This is a genomic window from Skermanella sp. (assembly GCF_059503625.1).
Genome location: NZ_JCACHA010000589.1, coordinates 1 through 18593 on the forward strand (window position 1 = coordinate 1; position 18593 = coordinate 18593).

The 18593-nt window shown below is 65.0% G+C and carries 20 protein-coding genes; 12 read left to right on the forward strand and 8 right to left on the reverse strand.

Annotation, left to right across the window (positions count from 1 at the left end; all coding sequences use genetic code 11):
- The coding region (locus tag AC5JJ6_RS15030) for a hypothetical protein (RefSeq protein WP_496042827.1) at window positions 1-299 on the forward strand (299 nt) is incomplete at its 5' end.
- A 123-nt stretch (window positions 300-422) separates the two neighbouring features.
- Here the strand turns inward: AC5JJ6_RS15030 and AC5JJ6_RS15035 are convergent.
- The gene (locus AC5JJ6_RS15035; protein ID WP_496042828.1) at window positions 423-1721 is read right to left on the reverse strand and encodes a serine hydrolase domain-containing protein; all 1299 of its coding nucleotides are present in this window, start codon (window positions 1719-1721) and stop codon (window positions 423-425) included.
- Between the two features lie 261 nt (window positions 1722-1982).
- Between AC5JJ6_RS15035 and AC5JJ6_RS15040 the strand changes: the two genes are divergently transcribed.
- The 5 genes from AC5JJ6_RS15040 to AC5JJ6_RS15060 are packed head-to-tail and all read left to right on the forward strand — an operon-like array spanning window position 1983 to window position 6403.
- Window positions 1983-2831, forward strand: coding sequence for a cytochrome c oxidase subunit II (locus tag AC5JJ6_RS15040; protein ID WP_496042829.1), 849 nt, complete (start codon window positions 1983-1985; stop codon window positions 2829-2831).
- A 51-nt stretch (window positions 2832-2882) separates the two neighbouring features.
- Window positions 2883-4691: a cytochrome c oxidase subunit I gene (locus AC5JJ6_RS15045; protein ID WP_496042830.1), complete on the forward strand. Its 1809-nt coding sequence runs from the start codon at window positions 2883-2885 to the stop codon at window positions 4689-4691.
- Window positions 4688-5347 carry a cytochrome c oxidase subunit 3 gene (locus tag AC5JJ6_RS15050; RefSeq protein ID WP_496042831.1) on the forward strand — a complete coding sequence of 220 codons (660 nt, stop codon included), beginning with the start codon at window positions 4688-4690 and terminating at the stop codon, window positions 5345-5347. The genes AC5JJ6_RS15045 and AC5JJ6_RS15050 overlap by 4 nt, the downstream gene beginning before the upstream one ends.
- Before the next feature lie 30 nt (window positions 5348-5377).
- On the forward strand, window positions 5378-6076 hold the full coding sequence (locus AC5JJ6_RS15055; RefSeq protein ID WP_496042832.1) for a heme-copper oxidase subunit III family protein: 699 nt from the start codon (window positions 5378-5380) through the stop codon (window positions 6074-6076).
- A 9-nt stretch (window positions 6077-6085) separates the two neighbouring features.
- Complete coding sequence (locus AC5JJ6_RS15060) at window positions 6086-6403, forward strand: cytochrome C oxidase subunit IV family protein (RefSeq protein ID WP_496042833.1); 318 nt, start codon at window positions 6086-6088, stop codon at window positions 6401-6403.
- Window positions 6404-6437: 34 nt separating this feature from the next.
- On the opposite strand, the gene AC5JJ6_RS15065 is transcribed toward AC5JJ6_RS15060, so the two are convergent.
- On the reverse strand, window positions 6438-7553 hold the full coding sequence (locus AC5JJ6_RS15065) for a hypothetical protein (RefSeq protein WP_496042834.1): 1116 nt from the start codon (window positions 7551-7553) through the stop codon (window positions 6438-6440).
- A 110-nt stretch (window positions 7554-7663) separates the two neighbouring features.
- Window positions 7664-7855 carry a hypothetical protein gene (locus tag AC5JJ6_RS15070; protein WP_496042835.1) on the reverse strand — a complete coding sequence of 64 codons (192 nt, stop codon included), beginning with the start codon at window positions 7853-7855 and terminating at the stop codon, window positions 7664-7666.
- Between the two features lie 629 nt (window positions 7856-8484).
- Here AC5JJ6_RS15070 and AC5JJ6_RS15075 point away from each other — a divergent pair.
- From AC5JJ6_RS15075 to AC5JJ6_RS15090, 4 genes are read left to right on the forward strand one after another with little or no spacing between them, the layout of a single operon-like run.
- A complete protein-coding gene (locus AC5JJ6_RS15075; protein WP_496042836.1) occupies window positions 8485-9360 on the forward strand; it encodes a helix-turn-helix domain-containing protein in 876 nt (291 codons plus the stop codon).
- Window positions 9302-9769, forward strand: a complete 468-nt coding sequence (locus tag AC5JJ6_RS15080; protein ID WP_496042837.1) for a hypothetical protein — start codon at window positions 9302-9304, stop codon at window positions 9767-9769. Before AC5JJ6_RS15075 ends, AC5JJ6_RS15080 begins: the two co-directional genes overlap by 59 nt.
- Window positions 9770-9782: 13 nt before the next feature.
- The gene (locus AC5JJ6_RS15085; protein ID WP_496042838.1) at window positions 9783-10133 is read left to right on the forward strand and encodes a hypothetical protein; all 351 of its coding nucleotides are present in this window, start codon (window positions 9783-9785) and stop codon (window positions 10131-10133) included.
- Window positions 10134-10179: 46 nt separating this feature from the next.
- Window positions 10180-10878, forward strand: a complete 699-nt coding sequence (locus AC5JJ6_RS15090) for a Crp/Fnr family transcriptional regulator (RefSeq protein ID WP_496042839.1) — start codon at window positions 10180-10182, stop codon at window positions 10876-10878.
- Window positions 10879-10905: 27 nt separating this feature from the next.
- Here the strand turns inward: AC5JJ6_RS15090 and AC5JJ6_RS15095 are convergent, their stop codons facing one another.
- Entirely contained in the window at window positions 10906-11541 is a 636-nt protein-coding gene (locus AC5JJ6_RS15095; protein ID WP_496042840.1) for an NnrU family protein, read from the reverse strand.
- Between the two features lie 166 nt (window positions 11542-11707).
- On the opposite strand from AC5JJ6_RS15095, the gene AC5JJ6_RS15100 reads away from it, so the two are divergent.
- A complete protein-coding gene (locus AC5JJ6_RS15100; protein ID WP_496042841.1) occupies window positions 11708-13126 on the forward strand; it encodes an Nramp family divalent metal transporter in 1419 nt (472 codons plus the stop codon).
- A 13-nt stretch (window positions 13127-13139) separates the two neighbouring features.
- On the opposite strand, the gene AC5JJ6_RS15105 is transcribed toward AC5JJ6_RS15100, so the two are convergent.
- The 4 genes from AC5JJ6_RS15105 to hutI are packed head-to-tail and all read right to left on the reverse strand — an operon-like array spanning window position 13140 to window position 17712.
- Window positions 13140-14000, reverse strand: a complete 861-nt coding sequence (locus AC5JJ6_RS15105; protein ID WP_496042842.1) for an urea carboxylase-associated family protein — start codon at window positions 13998-14000, stop codon at window positions 13140-13142.
- Between the two features lie 14 nt (window positions 14001-14014).
- On the reverse strand, window positions 14015-15706 hold the full coding sequence (gene hutU, locus AC5JJ6_RS15110) for a urocanate hydratase (protein WP_496042843.1): 1692 nt from the start codon (window positions 15704-15706) through the stop codon (window positions 14015-14017).
- A 42-nt stretch (window positions 15707-15748) separates the two neighbouring features.
- Entirely contained in the window at window positions 15749-16552 is an 804-nt protein-coding gene (gene hutG / locus AC5JJ6_RS15115) for an N-formylglutamate deformylase (RefSeq protein WP_496042844.1), read from the reverse strand.
- A complete protein-coding gene (hutI, locus tag AC5JJ6_RS15120) occupies window positions 16552-17712 on the reverse strand; it encodes an imidazolonepropionase (RefSeq protein WP_496042846.1) in 1161 nt (386 codons plus the stop codon). Before hutI ends, hutG begins: the two co-directional genes overlap by 1 nt.
- A gap of 156 nt (window positions 17713-17868) precedes the next feature.
- Here hutI and AC5JJ6_RS15125 point away from each other — a divergent pair.
- Window positions 17869-18593: amidohydrolase family protein (locus AC5JJ6_RS15125; protein ID WP_496042845.1), on the forward strand; the 725-nt coding region annotated here is incomplete at its 3' end.

Sequence of the window (18593 nt, forward strand, 5' to 3'; positions counted from 1 at the left end):
AGGGCAACGACAGGATCGATGCGAGCGGCGGCAACGCGAGCGATACGTTGGTCTTCTCCGGTCCGGGAACCGGCCATGACATCGTCAGGAACTTCAAATCAGTCGATTTCATCCGTTTCGGGCACGGCACCTTGAAGGATACCGCCGCCGTGCTCGACAGCCTCCACCAAACCAGGGATGGCGCGGAAATTCGATGGCTCGACGGGCAAGGCGCCGAACAAAGCATTCTCCTCGCCGGAGTTTCCGCCGAGAGGATCTCTCCCACCCAATTCCTCTTCGACGTTGCAGGCGCTGCTTGAAGGTCTGTTTGCGTGGGAAGCGCCTGAAAGATCGAGGCGCTGCCGCGGCCGGTCCCGGCAGCAAAGCCGTTCCATATGCTACCAACCGATCGCGCGGCAGTCCCGGTATCAGATCTCCCGGTATCAGATCTCCCGGTAGGTCTGGGCCTCGAACTTGGTGAAGGTGTCGAGCGCCTGGGGCTCCACGAAAGGCAGTATCTGCATCAGGATGACGCCGGTGACCTTGCGCGCCGGATCGATCCAGAAGAACGTGTTGGCGAGTCCGGCCCAGGCCATGCTGCCGGCGCTCCGTCCCGTCGGCGCCTGCTCGGTGTTTAGCATGAAGGCCGTGCTCCACTTCTTGACGATGCCGGGAAAGAACTCGGCGTCGGCGGAAAGATCCGGGGCATGCGTCGGCAACGGCCTGACGTTCAGGTCGCCCATCTGGTTCGTGCCCATGATGGCGACGGTTTCCGGTCGCAGCACGGGCTGGCCGGCTGCGGACCGGCCGCCGTTCAGGAACATCCGGCAGAACTTGAGATAGTCGCCGGCGGTCGAGTAGAGACCGCCGCCGCCCGCCTCGAACTCGGGATCCTGCTTGATCTCGAAATCGATCGGCTTCAGGGAGCCGTCGGGCTGGCGGGCATGGACCTTCACCAGCCTCGCCCGCTGCGACGGGGTCAGCTTGAAGCCCGTGCTGGTCATTCCCAGCGGCGAGAAGATGTATTCGTCGAAATAGGCGCCGAGCTTCCGCCCGCTGACCCGCTCGACCGCCAGTCCGGCCCAGTCGATGTTGATGCCGTATTCCCAGCGGTCTCCAGGATCGAACATGAGCGGCAGTTCCAGCGACCGCTTGAGGCCGGTGGCGGTGGACGGATGGCCGGTCGCCTTCATGTAGCGGTCAAGCTGGGCATTCCAGATCGGGTAGCAGAAGCCCGCCGTGTGGGTCAGGAGATGGCGCAGCGTGATGGGCCGGCGGGCGGCGCGGTATTTCGGCCGGCCTGCCCTGTCGAAGCCGGTCAGCACTCGGGGCGATCCCAGTTCGGGAAGCACCCCGCCGATCGGATCGTCCAGCGTCAGCCTGCCCTGCTCCACCATCTGCATCGCCGCGGTACAAGTCACCGCCTTGGTCATCGAGGCGATCCAGAAGACCGAGTCCGCCGACATGTCGACTTCCTCGTCCAGGCTGCGCTTGCCGTAGGCCGCCTCAAAGAGCGTTTCCTTGTCGGTGCCGACGGTCGCGACCAGACCGGCCACCTTGCCGGGGCCGATGGCCTGACGGAGAACCTGATCGACGCCTGCCATCCCGATCCCGGTACCGGTACCGCCGGCCGCGCTCCGGGAAGCTGCCGGCGCGACCAGACCCGACGTTCCCTGCGCCGCACATCCGGCCGTGATCGCCGCGGCGCCCAGGATGACCGAGCGCCTGCTGATGTCCTTCATGATGCGTTTCCCCATGGTCTTGTCGTTGCCCGCCCCGATTGTTCGGCGCAGTTGAAGGATGGCTTCCCAAAACCATCAGTTGCAGATTAAACCAAGGGTTCGAAGATGCAAGGCACTATTGGGCAACGGCAGCTTTCCTGATCCTTGCAAGAGCGAGTAAAATCCGTTATTATGGAAACTGAAGATCGCAGAGTCCAAGAGGCCCACCGGGCCGACGCCTAAATCCGTCTTTTCGAAAAAGAAGAAGCGGGGCGACGGGCTATGACTGTGGCTATCGTATTTGCCTTACTTGTCTTCGGGTCCGTCATCTTCAGTCTGGTCAGTCCGTGGTGGTTTACGCCGCTGGCATCCAACTGGGGGACGATCGACACGACCCTGATCATTACCTTCATGATCACCGGGGCCGTTTTCTGCGCCCTGGTCCTTTTCATGGCCTACTCCCTGTTCCGGTTCCGGCACCGGGAAGGGATACGCGCAGGCTACGAACCGGAAAGCGGCAAGCTCGAACTGTGGCTGACAGGCCTGACGTCGATCGGGATCGCGGCCATGCTGGCCCCCGGCCTGGTCGTCTGGAAAGACTACGTCACCGTTCCGCCCGATGCTGCCACGGTCGAGGTGATGGGCCAGCAATGGGGCTGGGCATTCCGCTTCCCCGGCGCCGACGGCGTCCTTGGCGCGGTGGATCCGATGCGGATCGACGCCGACAATCCCTTCGGGCTCAATCCCGACGATCCCCATGGCGGCGACGACGTCCTGGTGGAAGGCGGCGAGGTCCGGCTGCCGGTCGGCAAGCCGGTCAAGCTGCTGCTCCGCTCCGTGGACGTGCTGCACGACTTCTACGTCCCGCAGTTCCGGGCCAAGATGGACCTCGTCCCCGGCATGGTGACCTATTTCTGGTTCACCCCGACCGTGACCGGGACCTTCGAGATCCTCTGCGCCGAACTTTGCGGCGTCGGCCACTCGGCGATGCGCGGCACCGTCGTCATCGTGGAACCGGACGCGCATCAGCCCTGGCTGGACGAATATCCGACCTTCGCCCAGGCGGTACGGGGCACCGCGCTGGCGGAGGCCGCCAGGGCGACCCGGCAAGAAGGCTCGATGGACCGATAGAATCATCGGTGGACCGATGGAATCAGGAAACGAAAGCGGAGGAAGGGCGACATGGCTCAAGCCGCGATCCCGACCGGAACATATGACGATACCGACCATGACGAAGATCTGGGCGGCGGCCATGACGAGCCGCGCAGCTTCATAACGAAATACATCTGGAGCCAGGATCACAAGGTCATCGCGATCCAGTATTCCATGACAGCGATGGCGGTCGGGCTGATCGCCCTGGTGCTGTCATGGCTGATGCGGATGCAGATCGGCTTTCCCGGCAGCCTGCCCTTCATCGACCCGGAACGATACCTCCAGTTCGTCACCATGCATGGGATGATCATGGTGGTCTACCTGCTCACGGCGCTTTTCCTGGGCGGTTTCGGCAATTACCTGATCCCGCTGATGATCGGCGCCCGGGACATGGTGTTTCCCTATGTCAACATGCTGAGCTACTGGGTCTACCTGCTGGCGGTCGTCGTGCTGGTCGCCAGTTTCTTCGTGCCCGGCGGTCCGACGGGGGCGGGGTGGACGCTCTACCCTCCGCAGGCGATCCTGCCGGGAACGGCCGGCCGCGACTGGGGCATCATCCTGATGCTGGTTTCCCTGATCATCTTCGTCGTGGCCTTCACGATGGGCGGCCTGAACTATGTGACCACCATCCTCCAGGCGCGCACGCGCGGAATGACCATGATGCGGCTGCCGCTGACGGTCTGGGGCATCTTCGTCGCGACGATCCTGGGTCTGCTGGCCTTTCCGGCGCTGTTCGTCAGCGGCCTGATGATGCTTCTGGACCGGGTGCTGCTGACCAGCTTCTTCATGCCGACCATCACGTCCCTGGGCGAGCGGCTGAGCTATGGCGGCGGCAGTCCGCTGCTGTTCCAGCACCTGTTCTGGTTCTTCGGGCATCCGGAAGTCTACATCGTGGCCCTGCCGGGCTTCGGCATCGTCTCCGACCTGATCAGCACGCATGCCCGCAAGAACATCTTCGGCTACCGGATGATGGTCTGGGCGCTGCTGGCGATCGGCGTCCTCAGCTTCGTGGTCTGGGCGCACCACATGTATGTCAGCGGCATGAACCCGTATTTCGGCTTCTTCTTCGCGACCACGACGCTGATCATCGCCGTCCCGACCGCTCTCAAGGTCTACAACTGGGTCTTGACGCTGTGGCGGGCCGACATCCACTTCACGGTCCCGATGCTGTTCTCGCTGGCCTTCATCCTGACCTTCGTATCGGGCGGCATGTCGGGGCTCTTCCTCGGCAACGTGGTCGTGGACGTGCCGCTCTCGGATACGTATTTCGTGGTGGCGCATTTCCACATGGTCATGGGCGTGGCCCCTGTCCTGGTCATCTTCGGCGCGATCTACCACTGGTTCCCCAAGGTGACCGGGCGCATGCTGAACGACGCCTTGGGCAAGTTCCACTTCTGGGTCACCTTCCTGGGCACTTACGCGATCTTCTTCCCGATGCACTACCTGGGTTTCGTCGGCATTCCCCGGCGCTACCACGACTTCGAGGGGATCGGCTTCATCCCGGACTCGGCGCGCGAGCTGAACGCCTTCATCACGGTCGCGGCCCTGATCGTCGGAGCCGCCCAACTGGTCTTCCTGTTCAACATGGCATGGAGCAGTTTCCGCGGCAGGCCCGCCGGCTCCAATCCCTGGAACGCGACGACGCTGGAATGGCAGACGCCGGAAACGCCGCCTGGGCACGGCAACTGGGGACCGAGGCAACCCGTGGTCTACCGCTGGGCCTACGACTACAGCGTCCCCGGAGCCGAACAGGATTTCCTGCCGCAGAACCATCCGCGCCCGACCGACGACGGCCGGACTCCCGAAGCGCCGCCGGAACAGGGGGGCCTCCTGAGATGACCATCTTCGGAGCGCTGGCCGCCAAGCCCTGGCTGGAAAGCGGCGGCGGAGAGTTCCCGCCATCCGGCAGGTTGCGGATACCGACGGGGAGGCTGGGCCTCATCTTCTTTCTGATCGTGATCTCGGTGCTGTTCGTTCTGCTGGGCACCGCCTATGTCATGCGCATGGGGTTCGGCGACTGGGTGCCGCTGGACGAGCCGCCGATCCTCTGGCTGAACACGCTGGCCCTGGTGCTGAGCAGCGCCGCCTTCCAGGGCGCCTGGATCGGCGTGCGGCGGAACCGTCCCGCCGGCGCCATGGCCGGATTGTACGCCGGAGGGCTGTTCGCGGCACTCTTCCTTGCCGGACAGCTGGTGGCCTGGAGACAGCTCGACGGCCTCGGATACTACGTCGCCTCCAATCCCGCCAATACCTTCTTCTATCTGCTGTCGGCCCTGCACGGACTGCATCTGCTCGGCGGGCTGGCCGCCTGGGGGCGTGCGGCGGCCAGACTGCGCCACGCCGGCAGCGCCGCCGGTCTCCGTCCGGCAATCGAGCTTTGCGCCCTCTACTGGCACTTCCTGCTGGTCGTCTGGCTGGCGCTGTTCGGCCTGCTGCTGGCGGACAACGGTGGAGCGGATGCGGTGTTGCAGCCGGTTCCGCACGGGATGCATTAGCGGCGGAAGCCAGAACCGGGGAGTTGAGGCATGGCTCGTCAAGGGACTGCCGGATATACCGCCGGCCCTTCGGCTCAGGCCGAAGGCTGGCAGGAGATCGTCGCGGACCTTTCCGCTGACCGGAAGGCGTTCAGGAACGTCCCCTGGGGAAAAGCCATGATGTGGCTTTTCCTTCTCAGCGATACCTTCGTCTTCGGGTGTTTCCTGACGTCCTACATGTCGGTCCGGATGTCGACCACCATGGCATGGCCGAACCCGAGCGAAGTCTTCGCCCTGACCATCGGCGGTGCGCATATCCCGCTGATCCTGATCGCCATCATGACCTTCGTCCTGATCAGCAGCAGCGGCACCATGGCGATGGCGGTCAACTACGCATACCGGCGCGACCGCGCCCGGACGGCGGCGCTCATGCTGGCGACGGCGGCGCTGGGGGCCACCTTCGTCGGCATGCAGGCCTTCGAGTGGACCAAGCTGATCTCCGAAGGCGTCCGGCCGTGGGCCAACCCGTTCGGTGCGGCGCAATTCGGCTCGACCTTCTTCATGATCACCGGCTTCCACGGCCTTCATGTCTCGGCCGGAGTGATCTATCTCTCGGTCGTGGCGCTGAAGGTCGCCCGGGGCGACTACGAGCGGAAGGGCAACTATCAGATCGTCGAGATCGCCGGACTGTACTGGCATTTCGTCGATCTGGTCTGGGTCTTCATCTTCGCCTTCTTTTACCTGTGGTGAGAGCACGCCATGGATCACGCCGAGAATCAGAGCCATCCGATCGGGGTTTACTTGAAGGTATGGGGATTACTGTTCGTCCTCAGCACGCTCTCCTATCTGGTGGATTATCTCCACGTTCAGGGATACCTGCGCTGGTTCCTGATAATCCTCTTCATGCTGCTGAAGGCGGGACTGATCGTCGCCGTCTTCATGCATCTGCAATGGGAACGGCTGGTGCTGCGCTACGTCGTCCTGCTGCCGCCCCTGCTGCTGCTCGTCCTGGTGGCGCTGATGGTCTTCGAGTCCGATTACGTCCTGCTGACGCGCGTCCTGTCGCTCGGATCGTGACGGGCGAGGCGTGACAGGCGGGGGCCGGGTACCTTCAGCCCACCTTGGCGGCCGCGGCGATCCGGGGCGTACTCTCGACCACGCCGAACCGCCGGCGCCGCCGGTCGTTGCGCAGCTCGTTGAGGTCTTCCCGCTCGACCGGACGGAACTCGTCGGTGCCCGAGTCTCCCGACAGCCGGGCGTATTCCGACGCGTCGTCCTCGACCTGACGGTTGGCGCGCTGGACCTCCCGCATCATCTCGGCGGAGGGCTTCATCACGAACAGGATATCGTCCTTGCGGCGGGCGACCATCTGGTCCTCGCACTCGACCTCCGCCAGCAGTCCTCGCTCCTGAAGCACTTCGACCGCCCGGCGCACGCGCGCCAGCATGCTGCGGGTCTTCTTCCAGACAGCCATGCCCGAATCGCGCCGGATCTCGGTGGCGAGCATCTGCTGGACGTCGCGGCCGTTGCTGGCGATCTCCTGGTGGAGCCGCTTGTAGAGCCAGCGGGCGATCGGGTCGCGGATCTCCATCAGCAACTCGTAGCTGACTTGGCGGAAGGCGAGACGCCGGATCGCGTCGGCCACCATCGGGTTGAATTCCACGAAGGTCTCGGCATCGTCGCTGTCGTTCCGCGTCCGCATGCCGATCACGGGAAAAGCCGATGCGGACAGCAGGCGCTTGCTGTCCTCCAGCGCATGGATGCCGACGGGGCACTCGTTCAGGATCAGGATGGCCTGCTTGATCTCGGACGTATTGTAGCTGTGCTTGACGCGGGCCAGTTCCTCCCGGACCTCGTAGAGCGAGAACGGGAAGCGCACCTTGCTGTCCTGAAGGCTCAGCCTGCCCTTCTCGGCGGCCAGGCGGCGGATCACTTCCTCGACGATCTGCTCCCGCTCGCCCGGATAGCGGGTGCGGAGCGTGCCGTCCTCGTCCTTCATGACGGTCGGCTTGATCGTGATGCGGTAGCGCTTGCCGGCGAAGGAGAATTCCCGCTCGATCAGCTTCCTCTGGCCGTCCTCGTCGCCGTTGGTGTCGAAGACGAACCGGGGCGCCAGATCGTAGAGCGCCACCATCTTCGTGTGCCGAGGATCTTCCTCCTCGAAGATAACGAACTGGAGAACGTGCTGTTTGCCTTCCGTCGTCACCGCCGCCGCTCCCTGATCCACTAGTATGCGCCTTCACCGCATCCGCCTGTCATAAATGACCCAAACGCCAATGTGGTGATAGCCCAAATCCGACCACCGCCCCTGAAACCCACCGGGCAGTTCTGTGGGTTTCAGGGGCGGTTGACCGGATCGGCCGGGATCGAACCGGGATTGAGGGTCGTCGGACTCATCCGCCCCACCAACCCACAGGACCGGACGCCTTCGAGGAGATGCCCAAGTGCCCGATCGAGGGCCAAGCTGGCTTTCCGGGCAGTTTCGAGCGACTCGCCGGGCATGGCGCGCGCGGAGTCGGTAGGTTCCAAGGGCGGATACGCCCCTTGGCTCGCGGGTTTCGCAGCCTCCGAACATGGTCCTGCCTGTCGGCGCCGACTCAGGACGGGATTTGCAGCCTCCGCTCCATCGATTCGCAGAATCGGGAAGGCCGCGGGCCGGCGTCGAGGGACGGCAGAGGGAGTCACTCGCCCCGCAAACCCACACAAATGCCCCTGAAACCTACCGGAGGCGCCCCGCAGACCGACACATCCGCCCCGTAAACCTACCGCTCCGCCCTTCAAACCCACATAGGCGACTCTCAAACCTACAGGGCTGGCGTTTGACTCGGGATGGCGAAGGGCGTTGGACTGTAGGGGACGAAGGTCCAGCCATCCGGCGCGGCCCTTCGGACGATCTATCCGGAAGCCGTGAAGCGAAAGGCGAAATTAGCGAACGCTGACAATGGATTAGGGCAGAGCCCTGTGAAAACGGAAAGAGCCCGCCTGCCAGGGCGAGCTCTTCCGTGAACCGAAACGACGGGACGGACCCGGCATACGGCTACAGTTGACGCTTTGACCGTACCGCCAATCCGGACTCCCCGACAAGTGGGAAATGCCAGTTTCCCACAACGAGGGAGTTTTGCCCGTCGTCGTCGAAGCATCGAACGACGGAGAGACCCATGGAGTCACCGGAAGGGATTTCAGGTCGCTGGGGAGTCGTGCGCGCCGAATGGCTGTTCAATCCCGATGTCGGGGTGGACGAGTTCGCGCTGCTGGCTTGCCTTTCGACATACCAAGACAAGGCCGGGCTGTGCTGGCCCAGCCAATCGACCCTTGCCGCCCGGCTGAAGCGGTCGCGGCCCTGGATCATCAAGGTCCTGAACAGGCTCGAACAACTGGGCCTGATCGAGCGTACCCGCCGCCTGCGCGGCGACGGCGGGCTGCGGTCATGCCTGTACCGGATCGTCCCATCCGAAGCGTCCGAAGACGGCGTCGCGGCGGAGGCGGCCCCGAGGCACGCTTCTTCAGGTCCTGGGCATGACAGGGGCTGTCACGGCGATGACATGAATCAGACTCATCCGATTCAAGAAAGAATCTCTCTTCCGCGTGAGGCGGAGCGGAGTTCTGCCGGTGTCGCAAAGCCGGTTCCGGACGACTGGACACCCAGCGCCCAGGATCTCGCCTGGGCCGCCGAAACGCATCCCGGCATCGACGCCGGAGCCTTGACCAAGGCTTTCGTCACCGGCTGCCGGACCAAGGGCTATCGCTATATCGACGTCGGCTGCGCATGGCGCGGCTGGTTCGCCAATCAGGAAAGATGGAGGCGGGAACGTGAGGGAAACAGCCATGACGGTGCAGGCGAGAGAGCAAGCCCCTCACGCGGCAAGGGAACCGGCCGGAGCAGGAGCCCGTCCGGCGCGCCCGGTAAGGCTGGTGCCGAACACCGGACGGGCGCTGACCTCGCCGGCCGCAACGCTGCCGAAGCGGATGCTTGCCTTGAGCGAATCCTGGCACGAAGAACCGGGCATCCACCTGCCGGAAACGGTCCGGGCTGACCTTGCCGACGGTCTGCCGGCAGCTCTCGACATGGCCCGCCGCGACCTGGAACCCGGCAATCCCGCGGAAGTCCTGGCGTCGCTGGCTGCCTTGGCGAACCGGCGGGGCTTCGAAATGCCGACCGGGCTGTCGCTCGACCTCGACGTGGAACTGATGGCCGAATGGCCGCGCGACCTGTTCGTGAAGGCGTTTCGCGGTGTCTGGGAAACCTTCGCCTACCGCAGGATGCCGGAAGTCGCGGACTTCCGCAGGCATATCGAGGGCGACCTCGCCGAACGGCGTTCGCGCCTCGCCAAGCTGGAGGAAATCCGCCTCAGGCTGGAGACGATCCGGCTCCGCGAGCAATGGGATGCCGAATCCCGGAAACGGCGGTCCGTGCCGAGGGTTGATAGGGTCGGTTCGGACTGAAAGATGGCGATGGATGTATCCGCAGACACCTGACGGACGGTATTTCGTGGTGCGTGGCCGCCTGTGGCGCCTGAGCGATCCCCGGCTGGAACCGGCCGAGCGCGAACGGCTGGTCCGCGACCTGATGGCGGCCCGGCGGTCCGTCCGTGACGCCAAGGCCGACGCGGAAGCGATGAAGCAGGCGAGAAGCCGCGTCGACCAGGCGAAACGGGCGCTGGGCGAGCGCGGTCCCGTCTGGTGGATCGACGGTGCCCCGGACTACAACCGGCACAAGGCGGTCAACACGCCGTATGAAGGCTGGTTTCGTTCGCTGGTTCCGGAATCGGGCGATCCCGAACCCGGCGATTCCAAGTCCGGCGGATGACTGCTATGAAAGGCCTTCGGCAACCCGGATGGAGCGCGGATTCGAGATGGCTACGAACCTTGCCGGCCTGGCGCCGCGCGACGCGGCGATCCTGCGTAACCTCCCTCTGTTCCAGCAGGTGCCGGAACCGGTGCTGGCATCGCTCCTGGCGACGGCGACGATCCGCTCTGTCGAGCGCGGCACCGATCTGTTCGTTCAGGGAGATCCCGCCGACAGGTTCTTCGTCGTGCTGGAAGGCTGGGTGAAGCTGTACCGGATCAACCGGGAAGGAGCGGAAGCGGTGGTTGCCATGGTCAACGCCGGCGAGACCTTTGCCGAGGCGGCCATGTTCGCCCAGGGCAGCTTCCCCGTCTGCGCCCAGGCGGTCACGGACCTGCGCGTGGTGTCGATCACCGCCCAGGCCTTCGCCCGCTGCGTTCAGGCCGATGTCGGAACCGCCTTCGCCATGCTGGGATCGATGTCGATGCGGCTGCGCACCCTGGTCCAGCAGGTCGAACAGCTTCAGATCCAGTCCGCTCCCCAGCGGGTAGCCAGCTTTCTGCTCAAACTGTGCCCGGCGGCCCAGGGAAACGCGACCTTCACGCTGCCGGTCGAAAAATCCCTGGTGGCCCGCAGGTTGGGGATCCAGCCGGAAACCTTCTCGCGCGCGCTCGCCAAGCTGAAGCCGGTCGGCGTGGAGGTGCAGGGCGCCGTGGTGTCCATCGCCGACATCGATGCGCTCCGCGACTATTGCCAGGACGATTGACGGGGCTGCGGTACGGGGTTGCGCCGCTCAGTGAAGATAGGCCAGCGGATCGGGTCCGATCGCGAGCGGGTGGAGCAACAGCAGCACCGCCCATAGGGCCGCCGTCAGAAGCAGGCGGCTCCAGCCGATCTCGCTCCAGACGAAGCTCTGGCACCCTCGAAGGATACCGGAAAACGGCAGGATTCCGGAACGGCGCCGAGCCGGGCTGGCGATGCGCCAGTTCTTGACGAGCGAGAACAGGGCTATCGCAGCCATGCCGGCGAAGAGGACGACCTGCCGTGCTCCCCCCAGCGACGCAAGATGCAGCAGTGTCCAGAGCAGGACCGCGAGACTGCCGGGGACGGCGGTGAGCCGGTAGATGCCGGCCGGTTCCGTTTCTGCCGCAGGCGTCGTCAGCCGCCCGGCCAGCAGGAACAGGGGGACCGGCATCGCCAGAACGGCGAAGGTCTTGGCGTCGGCGGACGGATGATAGAACCACAAGCCGGGGTCGGCCGCCCGGTAGCTCGAGACCACCAGCACCAGCGCCGCGATCGACACAAGGGAGTAGGCGGACAGAAACAGCCGGCGTCCCAGGGCGTCCATAAGGCTCGACCGGATTGCCGGAATGCCGGGAACGACATGGCTGGCGATCATGAAGAGCGTGGCGGGAATCAGGGTTTCCATGGCAGCCGCTTCGGAGTGAAAAACCGGCCGGAGTGTCGGGCGCCACGGCGCCCGTTTCCTTGACCGGAGTCAATCATAGCCTTCGACAGGATCGATTTCATCGTTTCCGCGTTTCCATCCCTGCGGCCATAGTTCCAAGAAGCCGTATGGGAGGACATAAAAACCGATGAGCACCAATACGATAGCAGCCGAAACCTACGCGGCTGACGACGACGATCCCTATCACCTCACTCCGGAAGGCATCAGGGAACCGCCGGTCGGCTGGAAGCATAGCCTGAAGCATCTCGGGCCGGGCCTGATCCTCAGCGCGTCCATTGTCGGCTCGGGCGAACTCATCGCGACCACCACCCTGGGGGCGCAGGCGGGCTTCGCCCTGCTCTGGATGGTCATCTTCAGCACCCTGGTCAAAGTGGCGGTGCAGGTCGAACTGGCGCGCTGGACCATCTCGACCGGCCAGCCGGCGCTGACCGGCTACAACAAGGTGCCGCCGAAGATCGGACCGGTCGGCTGGATCAACCTGCTCTGGGTCCTGATGGCGCTGTCCAAGATCCTTCAGATCGGCGGCATCGTCGGGGGAACCGCCGCGGCATTCAGCATCTTGATGCCGATCGGCGGCGATCCGTTCGGTACGACCTCGCTCACGGTCTGGACGATCATCGTGGCGGGATCGAGCATCGCGCTTCTGTATTCCAACAGCTACAGCCTGATCGAGCGGGGAGCCGTCCTGCTGGTCGTGGTCTTCAGCATCGCTACCGTCGTGATCGCCCTGGGCCTTCCCTTCACGCCCTATGGTTACGATGCCAACGATATCGTGAGCGGGCTCACCTTCGCCATTCCGGCCGGAGCCATCGGAGCCGCCATCGCCATGTTCGGGATCACCGGCGTCGGCGCCGACGAGCTGACCTTCTACACCTACTGGTGCGTCGAGAAAGGCTATGCCCGCTATGTCGGCCCCGCCGACGGCAGCGAGGAATGGGTCCGCCGCGCCAACGGCTGGATCAGCGTCATGTATAAGGACGCCCTGGTGTCCTGGCTGATCTACACCTTCGGCACTCTGGCGTTCTTCCTGATGGGAGCGTCGGTCCTGCACCCTCAGGGGCTGGTGCCGAAGGGCAACGAGATGATCGTTACCCTGTCGCGGATGTATACCGATACGCTCGGCGAATGGGCGGGAGTGATCTTCCTGGTCGGCGCCATCGCCGTGCTGGGTTCGACCTTGTGGGCGGCGGTTCCGAGCTGGTCGCGCATGTACGCCAACTTCCTGTCGGTGATCGGCGTGATCGACTGGCAGGACACCAAGTCGCGCCTGCGCACGATCCGCATCTTCACCGTGGCGCTGCCGATCATCTGGGGCGCCGCCTACCTGTTCATCCAGTCGCCGGTCCTGATGGTCCAGGCGGGCGGCGTGATGACCGGCATCTTCCTGCTCGGCGCCGTCGTGGCGGTCTGGTATCTGCGCAAGACGGAAACGGACCCCCGCATCTACGGCGGCAGCCTGTTCAACGCCGTCCTGGTCGTCAGCAGCATCGCCATCGTCCTGCTCGGCATCTACACCGCGCTGAACGTGTTCGGTTTCTTCAAGTAGCCGGGACGCGGCTTCAGGGGCCGTGACTCCGGTCGTATCCGCTGCGTGGGGGAGATGTCCATCCGCGCGGCGGTTCGGCCGGTTTGTAGACTTCCACCAGCAGCGGGTGGCATGAAGCCGCATCGCTCGAATGCTCGGTGCTGCAATCGCCGCCCGGACAGGCGGATAGTGCGCCGAGAAGATCGATTTCCGCGAAGAATTCAAGAAAATCGCCCGGCCTGACCGGGCTGGCCTTCATGAAGTATTGACCCGTGTCCCGCGTAAATCCGGTGCACATGAAGACGTTCAGCACGTCATGGACCGCCGCTTCCACGCTCCCGCGCGGCTGATCCAGCCGTTCGGCCAAGGCGCGCGTCAGGTTCGAGTGGCAGCAGTGATGATAGTCGTCGCCGGCCAGAAGCCGATGCGTATAGGGATCGCACCGCGTGCCGATCACGTCATGCACCGATCCGCCCCATTCGTCGAAGCCGTACCAGTCCAGGGTATCTTCCGTGATCGTCGCCATCGGCCGCAGATACGGAAAGGACGACCAGAGCCGGTCCCCGGTCGAAAGATGCGTTCCATGGAGCGCCCGCGTCTTACCCGAATAGAAACGCTCCTGAAGATCGTTCGCCGACCAAAGATTGAGGTCGCCGACCTGCGGGCCTTCGATGCCGACGATGCGGAAGAAGCATCCCGCGGGCACGTCGAAGCACCGCGCCTCGCGCGGCGGGACCACGGTTTCGGATAATTTTTCCCAGCCGTTTCGGGCGGCGCGATAGGACGGCAGATCCGGCTGGACCAGACTATCCACCGGATAGCAGATCACGGGCTTGACCTTCCTGCGCTCGTCCGCGTCGGCCGGTGTCGAATGCTCGCACTGTTCAAGCTTCATCGGGGAGCCCCATGTCAAAGTGCCGGATTGCAGCTCGGCAGAACAAGCCCGTTTGCCCGTGCCGACTTGATCGCGTCCTCATAGCCCGCATCGGCGTGGCGCATGACGCCGGTCGCCGGGTCGTTCCACAGCACTCGCTCCAGCCGCCGCGCCGCATCGGCGGTGCCGTCGGCGACGATCACCATGCCGGCATGCTGGGAGAAGCCCATGCCGACGCCGCCGCCGTGATGCAGCGACACCCAGGTCGCCCCGGACGCCGTGTTAAGCAGCGCGTTCAGCAGCGGCCAGTCGGATACCGCATCCGAGCCGTCGCGCATCGCCTCGGTCTCCCGGTTGGGCGACGCCACGGAGCCGCTGTCCAGGTGGTCGCGGCCGATCACGATGGGGGCCTTCAGCTCGCCGCTGGCGACCATCTCGTTGAAGGCCAGCCCCAGCCGGTGGCGGTCGCCCAATCCTACCCAGCAGATGCGGGCCGGCAGACCCTGGAAACGGATGCGCTCCCGCGCCATGTCGAGCCAGTTGTGCAGGTGCGGGTTGTCGGGCATCAGCTCCTTCACCTTGGCGTCGGTCCGGTAGATATCCTCCGGGTCGCCCGACAGGGCCGCCCAGCGGAACGGCCCGATGCCCCGGCAGAACAGCGGCCGGATATAGGCCGGGACGAAGCCCGGAAAGTCGAAGGCGTTGGCGACCCCCATCTCCTTCGCCATCTGCCGGATGTTGTTGCCGTAGTCGAGCACCGGCACCCCCTGGGCGTGGAAGTCCAGCATGGCCTGGACTTGGACCGCCATCGACTGCTTGGCGGCCGTTTCCACCGCCTTCGGGTCGCGCTCGCGCTTCGATTCCCATTCGTTCAGCGTCCATCCCGCCGGCAGATAGCCGTTGAGCGGATCGTGGGCGGAGGTCTGGTCGGTCACCGCATCGGGACGGATGCCGCGCCGGACCAGTTCAGGGAAGATCTCGGCGGCGTTGCCGAGCAGGCCCACCGATACCGGTTTCCCCTGCCCTTTCGCCTGCTCGATGATATCGAGCGCTTCCTCGATGGTGTCGGCCTTGCGGTCGAGATAGCCGGTCTGAAGCCGCATCTCGATCCGGGACGGCTGGCACTCGACCGCCAGCATGGACGCTCCCGCCATGGTCGCGGCCAGCGGCTGCGCTCCGCCCATGCCGCCGAGGCCGCCGGTCAGGATCCAGCGCCCGGCGAGGTCGCCGTTGTAGTGGCGGCGGCCGACTTCCACGAAGGTTTCGTAGGTGCCCTGGACGATCCCCTGGCTGCCGATATAGATCCACGATCCGGCAGTCATCTGGCCGTACATCATCAGCCCGACCTTATCGAGCGCGTTGAAGTGGTCCCAGTCGGCCCAGCGCGGCACGAGGTTGGAATTGGCGATCAGGACGCGCGGGGCATCCTTGTGGGTGCGGAACACCCCCACCGGCTTGCCGGATTGTACCAGCAGCGTCTCGTCCTCGTTCAGGGTCTTCAGGCAGTCCACGATGCGGTCGAACGACTGCCAATCGCGGGCGGCCCTGCCGATCCCGCCATAGACGACCAGCGCTTCCGGCTTCTCCGCGACTTCCGGGTCGAGGTTGTTCATCAGCATCCGCAAGGGCGCTTCGGTCAGCCAGCTTTTCGCGCTCAACTCGGTTCCGCGCGGGCTGCGGATCTTGCGGGCATTGTCGAGGCGGGAGGAAGGAGGCGTGGCAGTCATTTCGGCGGTTCCTTATTCAAGCCCTGGATTCAAGTCCAGGACTTAAGCCTTGGTGGCCCAGAAGCTCAGGCGATGGAGCATCGGTTTCAGCACGGCGCGGAGCTGTTCCGCCTTGGCCGGGTCGAAGTTCCAGGGCGGCGCTTCCTCGGTCAGGTAGGCGCGCTGCGCCAGCTCCATCTGAACGGCGTGGACGCCGTTTTCCGGATCGCCGTAGTGCCGGGTGATCCAGCCGCCGCGAAAGCGTCCGTTGACGACATGGTCGTAGCCGTCGGGTTCGGCATCGGCGCAGGCGCTGGTGACGATGGCTTCCACCTCTGGCGCGCAGGACGCGCCGCCATTGGTCCCGATGTTGAAGACCGGCAATTCGCCGTCGAATAATCGCGGCACATGGGAGCGGATCGAGTGGCAGTCGTACAGGACGACGCGCGGGTAACGGCTCCGCAACCGGGCGATCTCGGCGGCCAGCGCTTCATGATACGCGGTATGCCAGGGCCGCCGGTGCCGGTCGATTTCCTCGTCGTCTGGGCCTGAGCCGTTCCGGTATAGCGATACGCCGTCGAAATCGGTGGTCGGGCACAGTCCGGTCGTCGCCTGTCCCGGATAGAGCGATGCGCCGCTCGGGTCGCGGTTGACGTCGATCACGTAGCGCGACGCGGTCGCCCGGATCACCGTTGCCCCCAGTTCCTCGCCGAAGTCGTAGAGCCGGTCGATCCACCAGTCCGTGTCTTCCAGCTCCAGCGCCTTGCCGGTCAACTGGCTCGCGACATGGTCCGGAACCTCGCGCCCGACATGGGGCATCGACAGGATCAGCGGCGCGTCGCGGCGCTCGACGATAGGTTTGGTCATCACTGGCCTCGCCAGACGCGGGAATGGAGGGGATTGAAGCCGATGCGGTACGCCAGCTCGGCCGGACGCTCGATGTCCCAGATGGCAAGGTCGCACCACTTGCCGAGTTCGATCGTTCCGATGTCGCTGTCCCGGCCCAGCGCCCTGGCGGCGTTGCGGGTGACGCCGGCCAAGGCCTCCTCCGGCGTCAGGCGGAACAGCGTGCAGGCCATGTTGATCGTCAGCAGGATCGAGGTCAGCGGCGAGGTGCCTGGATTGGCGTCGGTCGCGATCGCCATCGGCACGCCCGCCTTGCGGAACAGGTCGACCGGCGGCGCCTTGGTCTCCCGCAGCGTATAGAACGCGCCGGGCAATAGCGTCGCGACGGTCCCGGACTTCGCCATCGCCGCGACGTCGGAGGCGTCGGCGTACTCGACATGATCGGCGGACAGCGCCCCGAACTTGGCCGCCAGAGTGGCGCCGTGGAGCCCGGAGAGCTGTTCGGCGTGCAGCTTGACCGGCAGGCCCAAGCTATGCGCCGCCTCGAACAGCCGTTCGACCTCATCGGGAGAGAAAGCGATTCCTTCGCAGAAGGCATCGACCGCGTCGGCCAGACCCTCGGCGTGGACGGCGGGCAGCATTTCCCCGATCACGTGGTCGATATAGCTGCCGGTGTCTTCGAACTCCGGCGGCTTGGCGTGGGCGCCAAGGAAGGTCGTCTCGATCCCGACCTGCCGTTCGTAACCCAGGCGTCGGGCAGCACGGAGCTGGCGGATTTCGGCTGATGTTTCCAGCCCGTAGCCGGACTTGATCTCGACCGTCGTGACGCCCTCGGCCAGCAGCGCGTCCAGGCGCGGCAGCGAGGCCCGCACCAGCGCCTCCTCGTCGGCATTGCGGGTGGCGGTGACGGTGGACAGGATGCCGCCCCCGGCCCTGGCGATCTTCTCGTAGCTGGCGCCCTCCAGCCGCAATTCGAACTCGGCGGCACGGTCGCCGCCGTAGACCAGATGGGTGTGGCAGTCGATCAGCCCCGGCGTGATCCAGCGGCCGGCGCAGTCGATCGTCTGGGCCGCATCATGGCCGCTTGCCTCGGCGCTGTGCCCGATGAAAGCGATCCGTCCGCCCCGGCAGCCGACGGCGCCGTCGGCAAGGGCGCCGTATGGTTCCCCAGCAGGCTCCATCGTCGCGATCCGCGCATTGATCCAAAGCCGATCCAGCTTCAAGCCTCGTCCCCCTGTCTATCCGGTGAGTTCTATCCGGTGGTTTTTGGTGAGCCGTTATTGTATATACAATTAACGCGGCTTAACCGCTCGTGTCCAGAACTCGTGGGAGCCCCCATGGAATTTTTCGCCGACAACGCACTGCTCGCCGATGGCTGGGCGCGTGACGTGGTGTTCAAAGTCGATGCCTCGGGTCTGATCTCCAGCATCGCCGCTGATGCATCGCCGGGCGAGGCGCAGAGGCTGGGCCATGTCATGGTGCCCGGCATGGCGAACCTTCACAGCCACGCCTTTCAGCGCGCCATGGCCGGTCTGGCAGAGCGGCGCGGCGACAGCGCCGACAGTTTCTGGACGTGGCGGCAGACCATGTACGGCTTCCTCGACCGGCTGACGCCCGACGATGTCGAGGCCATCGCGGCGCTGGTCTGCTCGGAAATGCTGGAAGCCGGGTTCACGACGCTGGGCGAGTTCCACTACCTCCATCACGACCCCCACGGTCGTCCCTACGACGATCCCGCCGAGATGGCCGGACGCATCGTTGCGGCGGCGGCGGCTACCGGCATCGGCCTGACGCTGCTGCCGGTCTTCTACGCCCATGGCGGTTTCGGCGGACTTCCGCCATCTGCCGGCCAGCGCCGGTTCATCAACGGTATCGACGGCTTCGCCCGCCTGATGGAGAGCGCCGGCCGGCATCTGATCCATCACCCGAACGCCCGGATCGGCATAGCGCCCCACTCGCTTCGTGCCGCTACGGTGGAGGAGATAGGCGAGATCCTGCCGCTCGCGGACGGCGGCCCGGTCCACATCCACGTCGCCGAACAAACCGCCGAAGTGGACGACTG

Bases quoted from the DNA above. Each gene is read 5' to 3' on its own strand.
- AC5JJ6_RS15035 (WP_496042828.1), bottom strand. From the start codon at position 1,721: ATGAAGGACATCAGCAGGCGCTCGGTCATCCTGGGCGCCGCGGCGATC.
- AC5JJ6_RS15040 (WP_496042829.1), top strand. From the start codon at position 1,983: ATGACTGTGGCTATCGTATTTGCCTTACTTGTCTTCGGGTCCGTCATC.
- AC5JJ6_RS15045 (WP_496042830.1), top strand. From the start codon at position 2,883: ATGGCTCAAGCCGCGATCCCGACCGGAACATATGACGATACCGACCAT.
- AC5JJ6_RS15050 (WP_496042831.1), top strand. From the start codon at position 4,688: ATGACCATCTTCGGAGCGCTGGCCGCCAAGCCCTGGCTGGAAAGCGGC.
- AC5JJ6_RS15055 (WP_496042832.1), top strand. From the start codon at position 5,378: ATGGCTCGTCAAGGGACTGCCGGATATACCGCCGGCCCTTCGGCTCAG.
- AC5JJ6_RS15060 (WP_496042833.1), top strand. From the start codon at position 6,086: ATGGATCACGCCGAGAATCAGAGCCATCCGATCGGGGTTTACTTGAAG.
- AC5JJ6_RS15075 (WP_496042836.1), top strand. From the start codon at position 8,485: ATGGAGTCACCGGAAGGGATTTCAGGTCGCTGGGGAGTCGTGCGCGCC.
- AC5JJ6_RS15085 (WP_496042838.1), top strand. From the start codon at position 9,783: ATGTATCCGCAGACACCTGACGGACGGTATTTCGTGGTGCGTGGCCGC.
- AC5JJ6_RS15090 (WP_496042839.1), top strand. From the start codon at position 10,180: ATGGCTACGAACCTTGCCGGCCTGGCGCCGCGCGACGCGGCGATCCTG.
- AC5JJ6_RS15095 (WP_496042840.1), bottom strand. From the start codon at position 11,541: ATGGAAACCCTGATTCCCGCCACGCTCTTCATGATCGCCAGCCATGTC.
- AC5JJ6_RS15100 (WP_496042841.1), top strand. From the start codon at position 11,708: ATGAGCACCAATACGATAGCAGCCGAAACCTACGCGGCTGACGACGAC.
- AC5JJ6_RS15105 (WP_496042842.1), bottom strand. From the start codon at position 14,000: ATGAAGCTTGAACAGTGCGAGCATTCGACACCGGCCGACGCGGACGAG.
- hutU (WP_496042843.1), bottom strand. From the start codon at position 15,706: ATGACTGCCACGCCTCCTTCCTCCCGCCTCGACAATGCCCGCAAGATC.
- hutG (WP_496042844.1), bottom strand. From the start codon at position 16,552: ATGACCAAACCTATCGTCGAGCGCCGCGACGCGCCGCTGATCCTGTCG.
- hutI (WP_496042846.1), bottom strand. From the start codon at position 17,712: ATGGAGCCTGCTGGGGAACCATACGGCGCCCTTGCCGACGGCGCCGTC.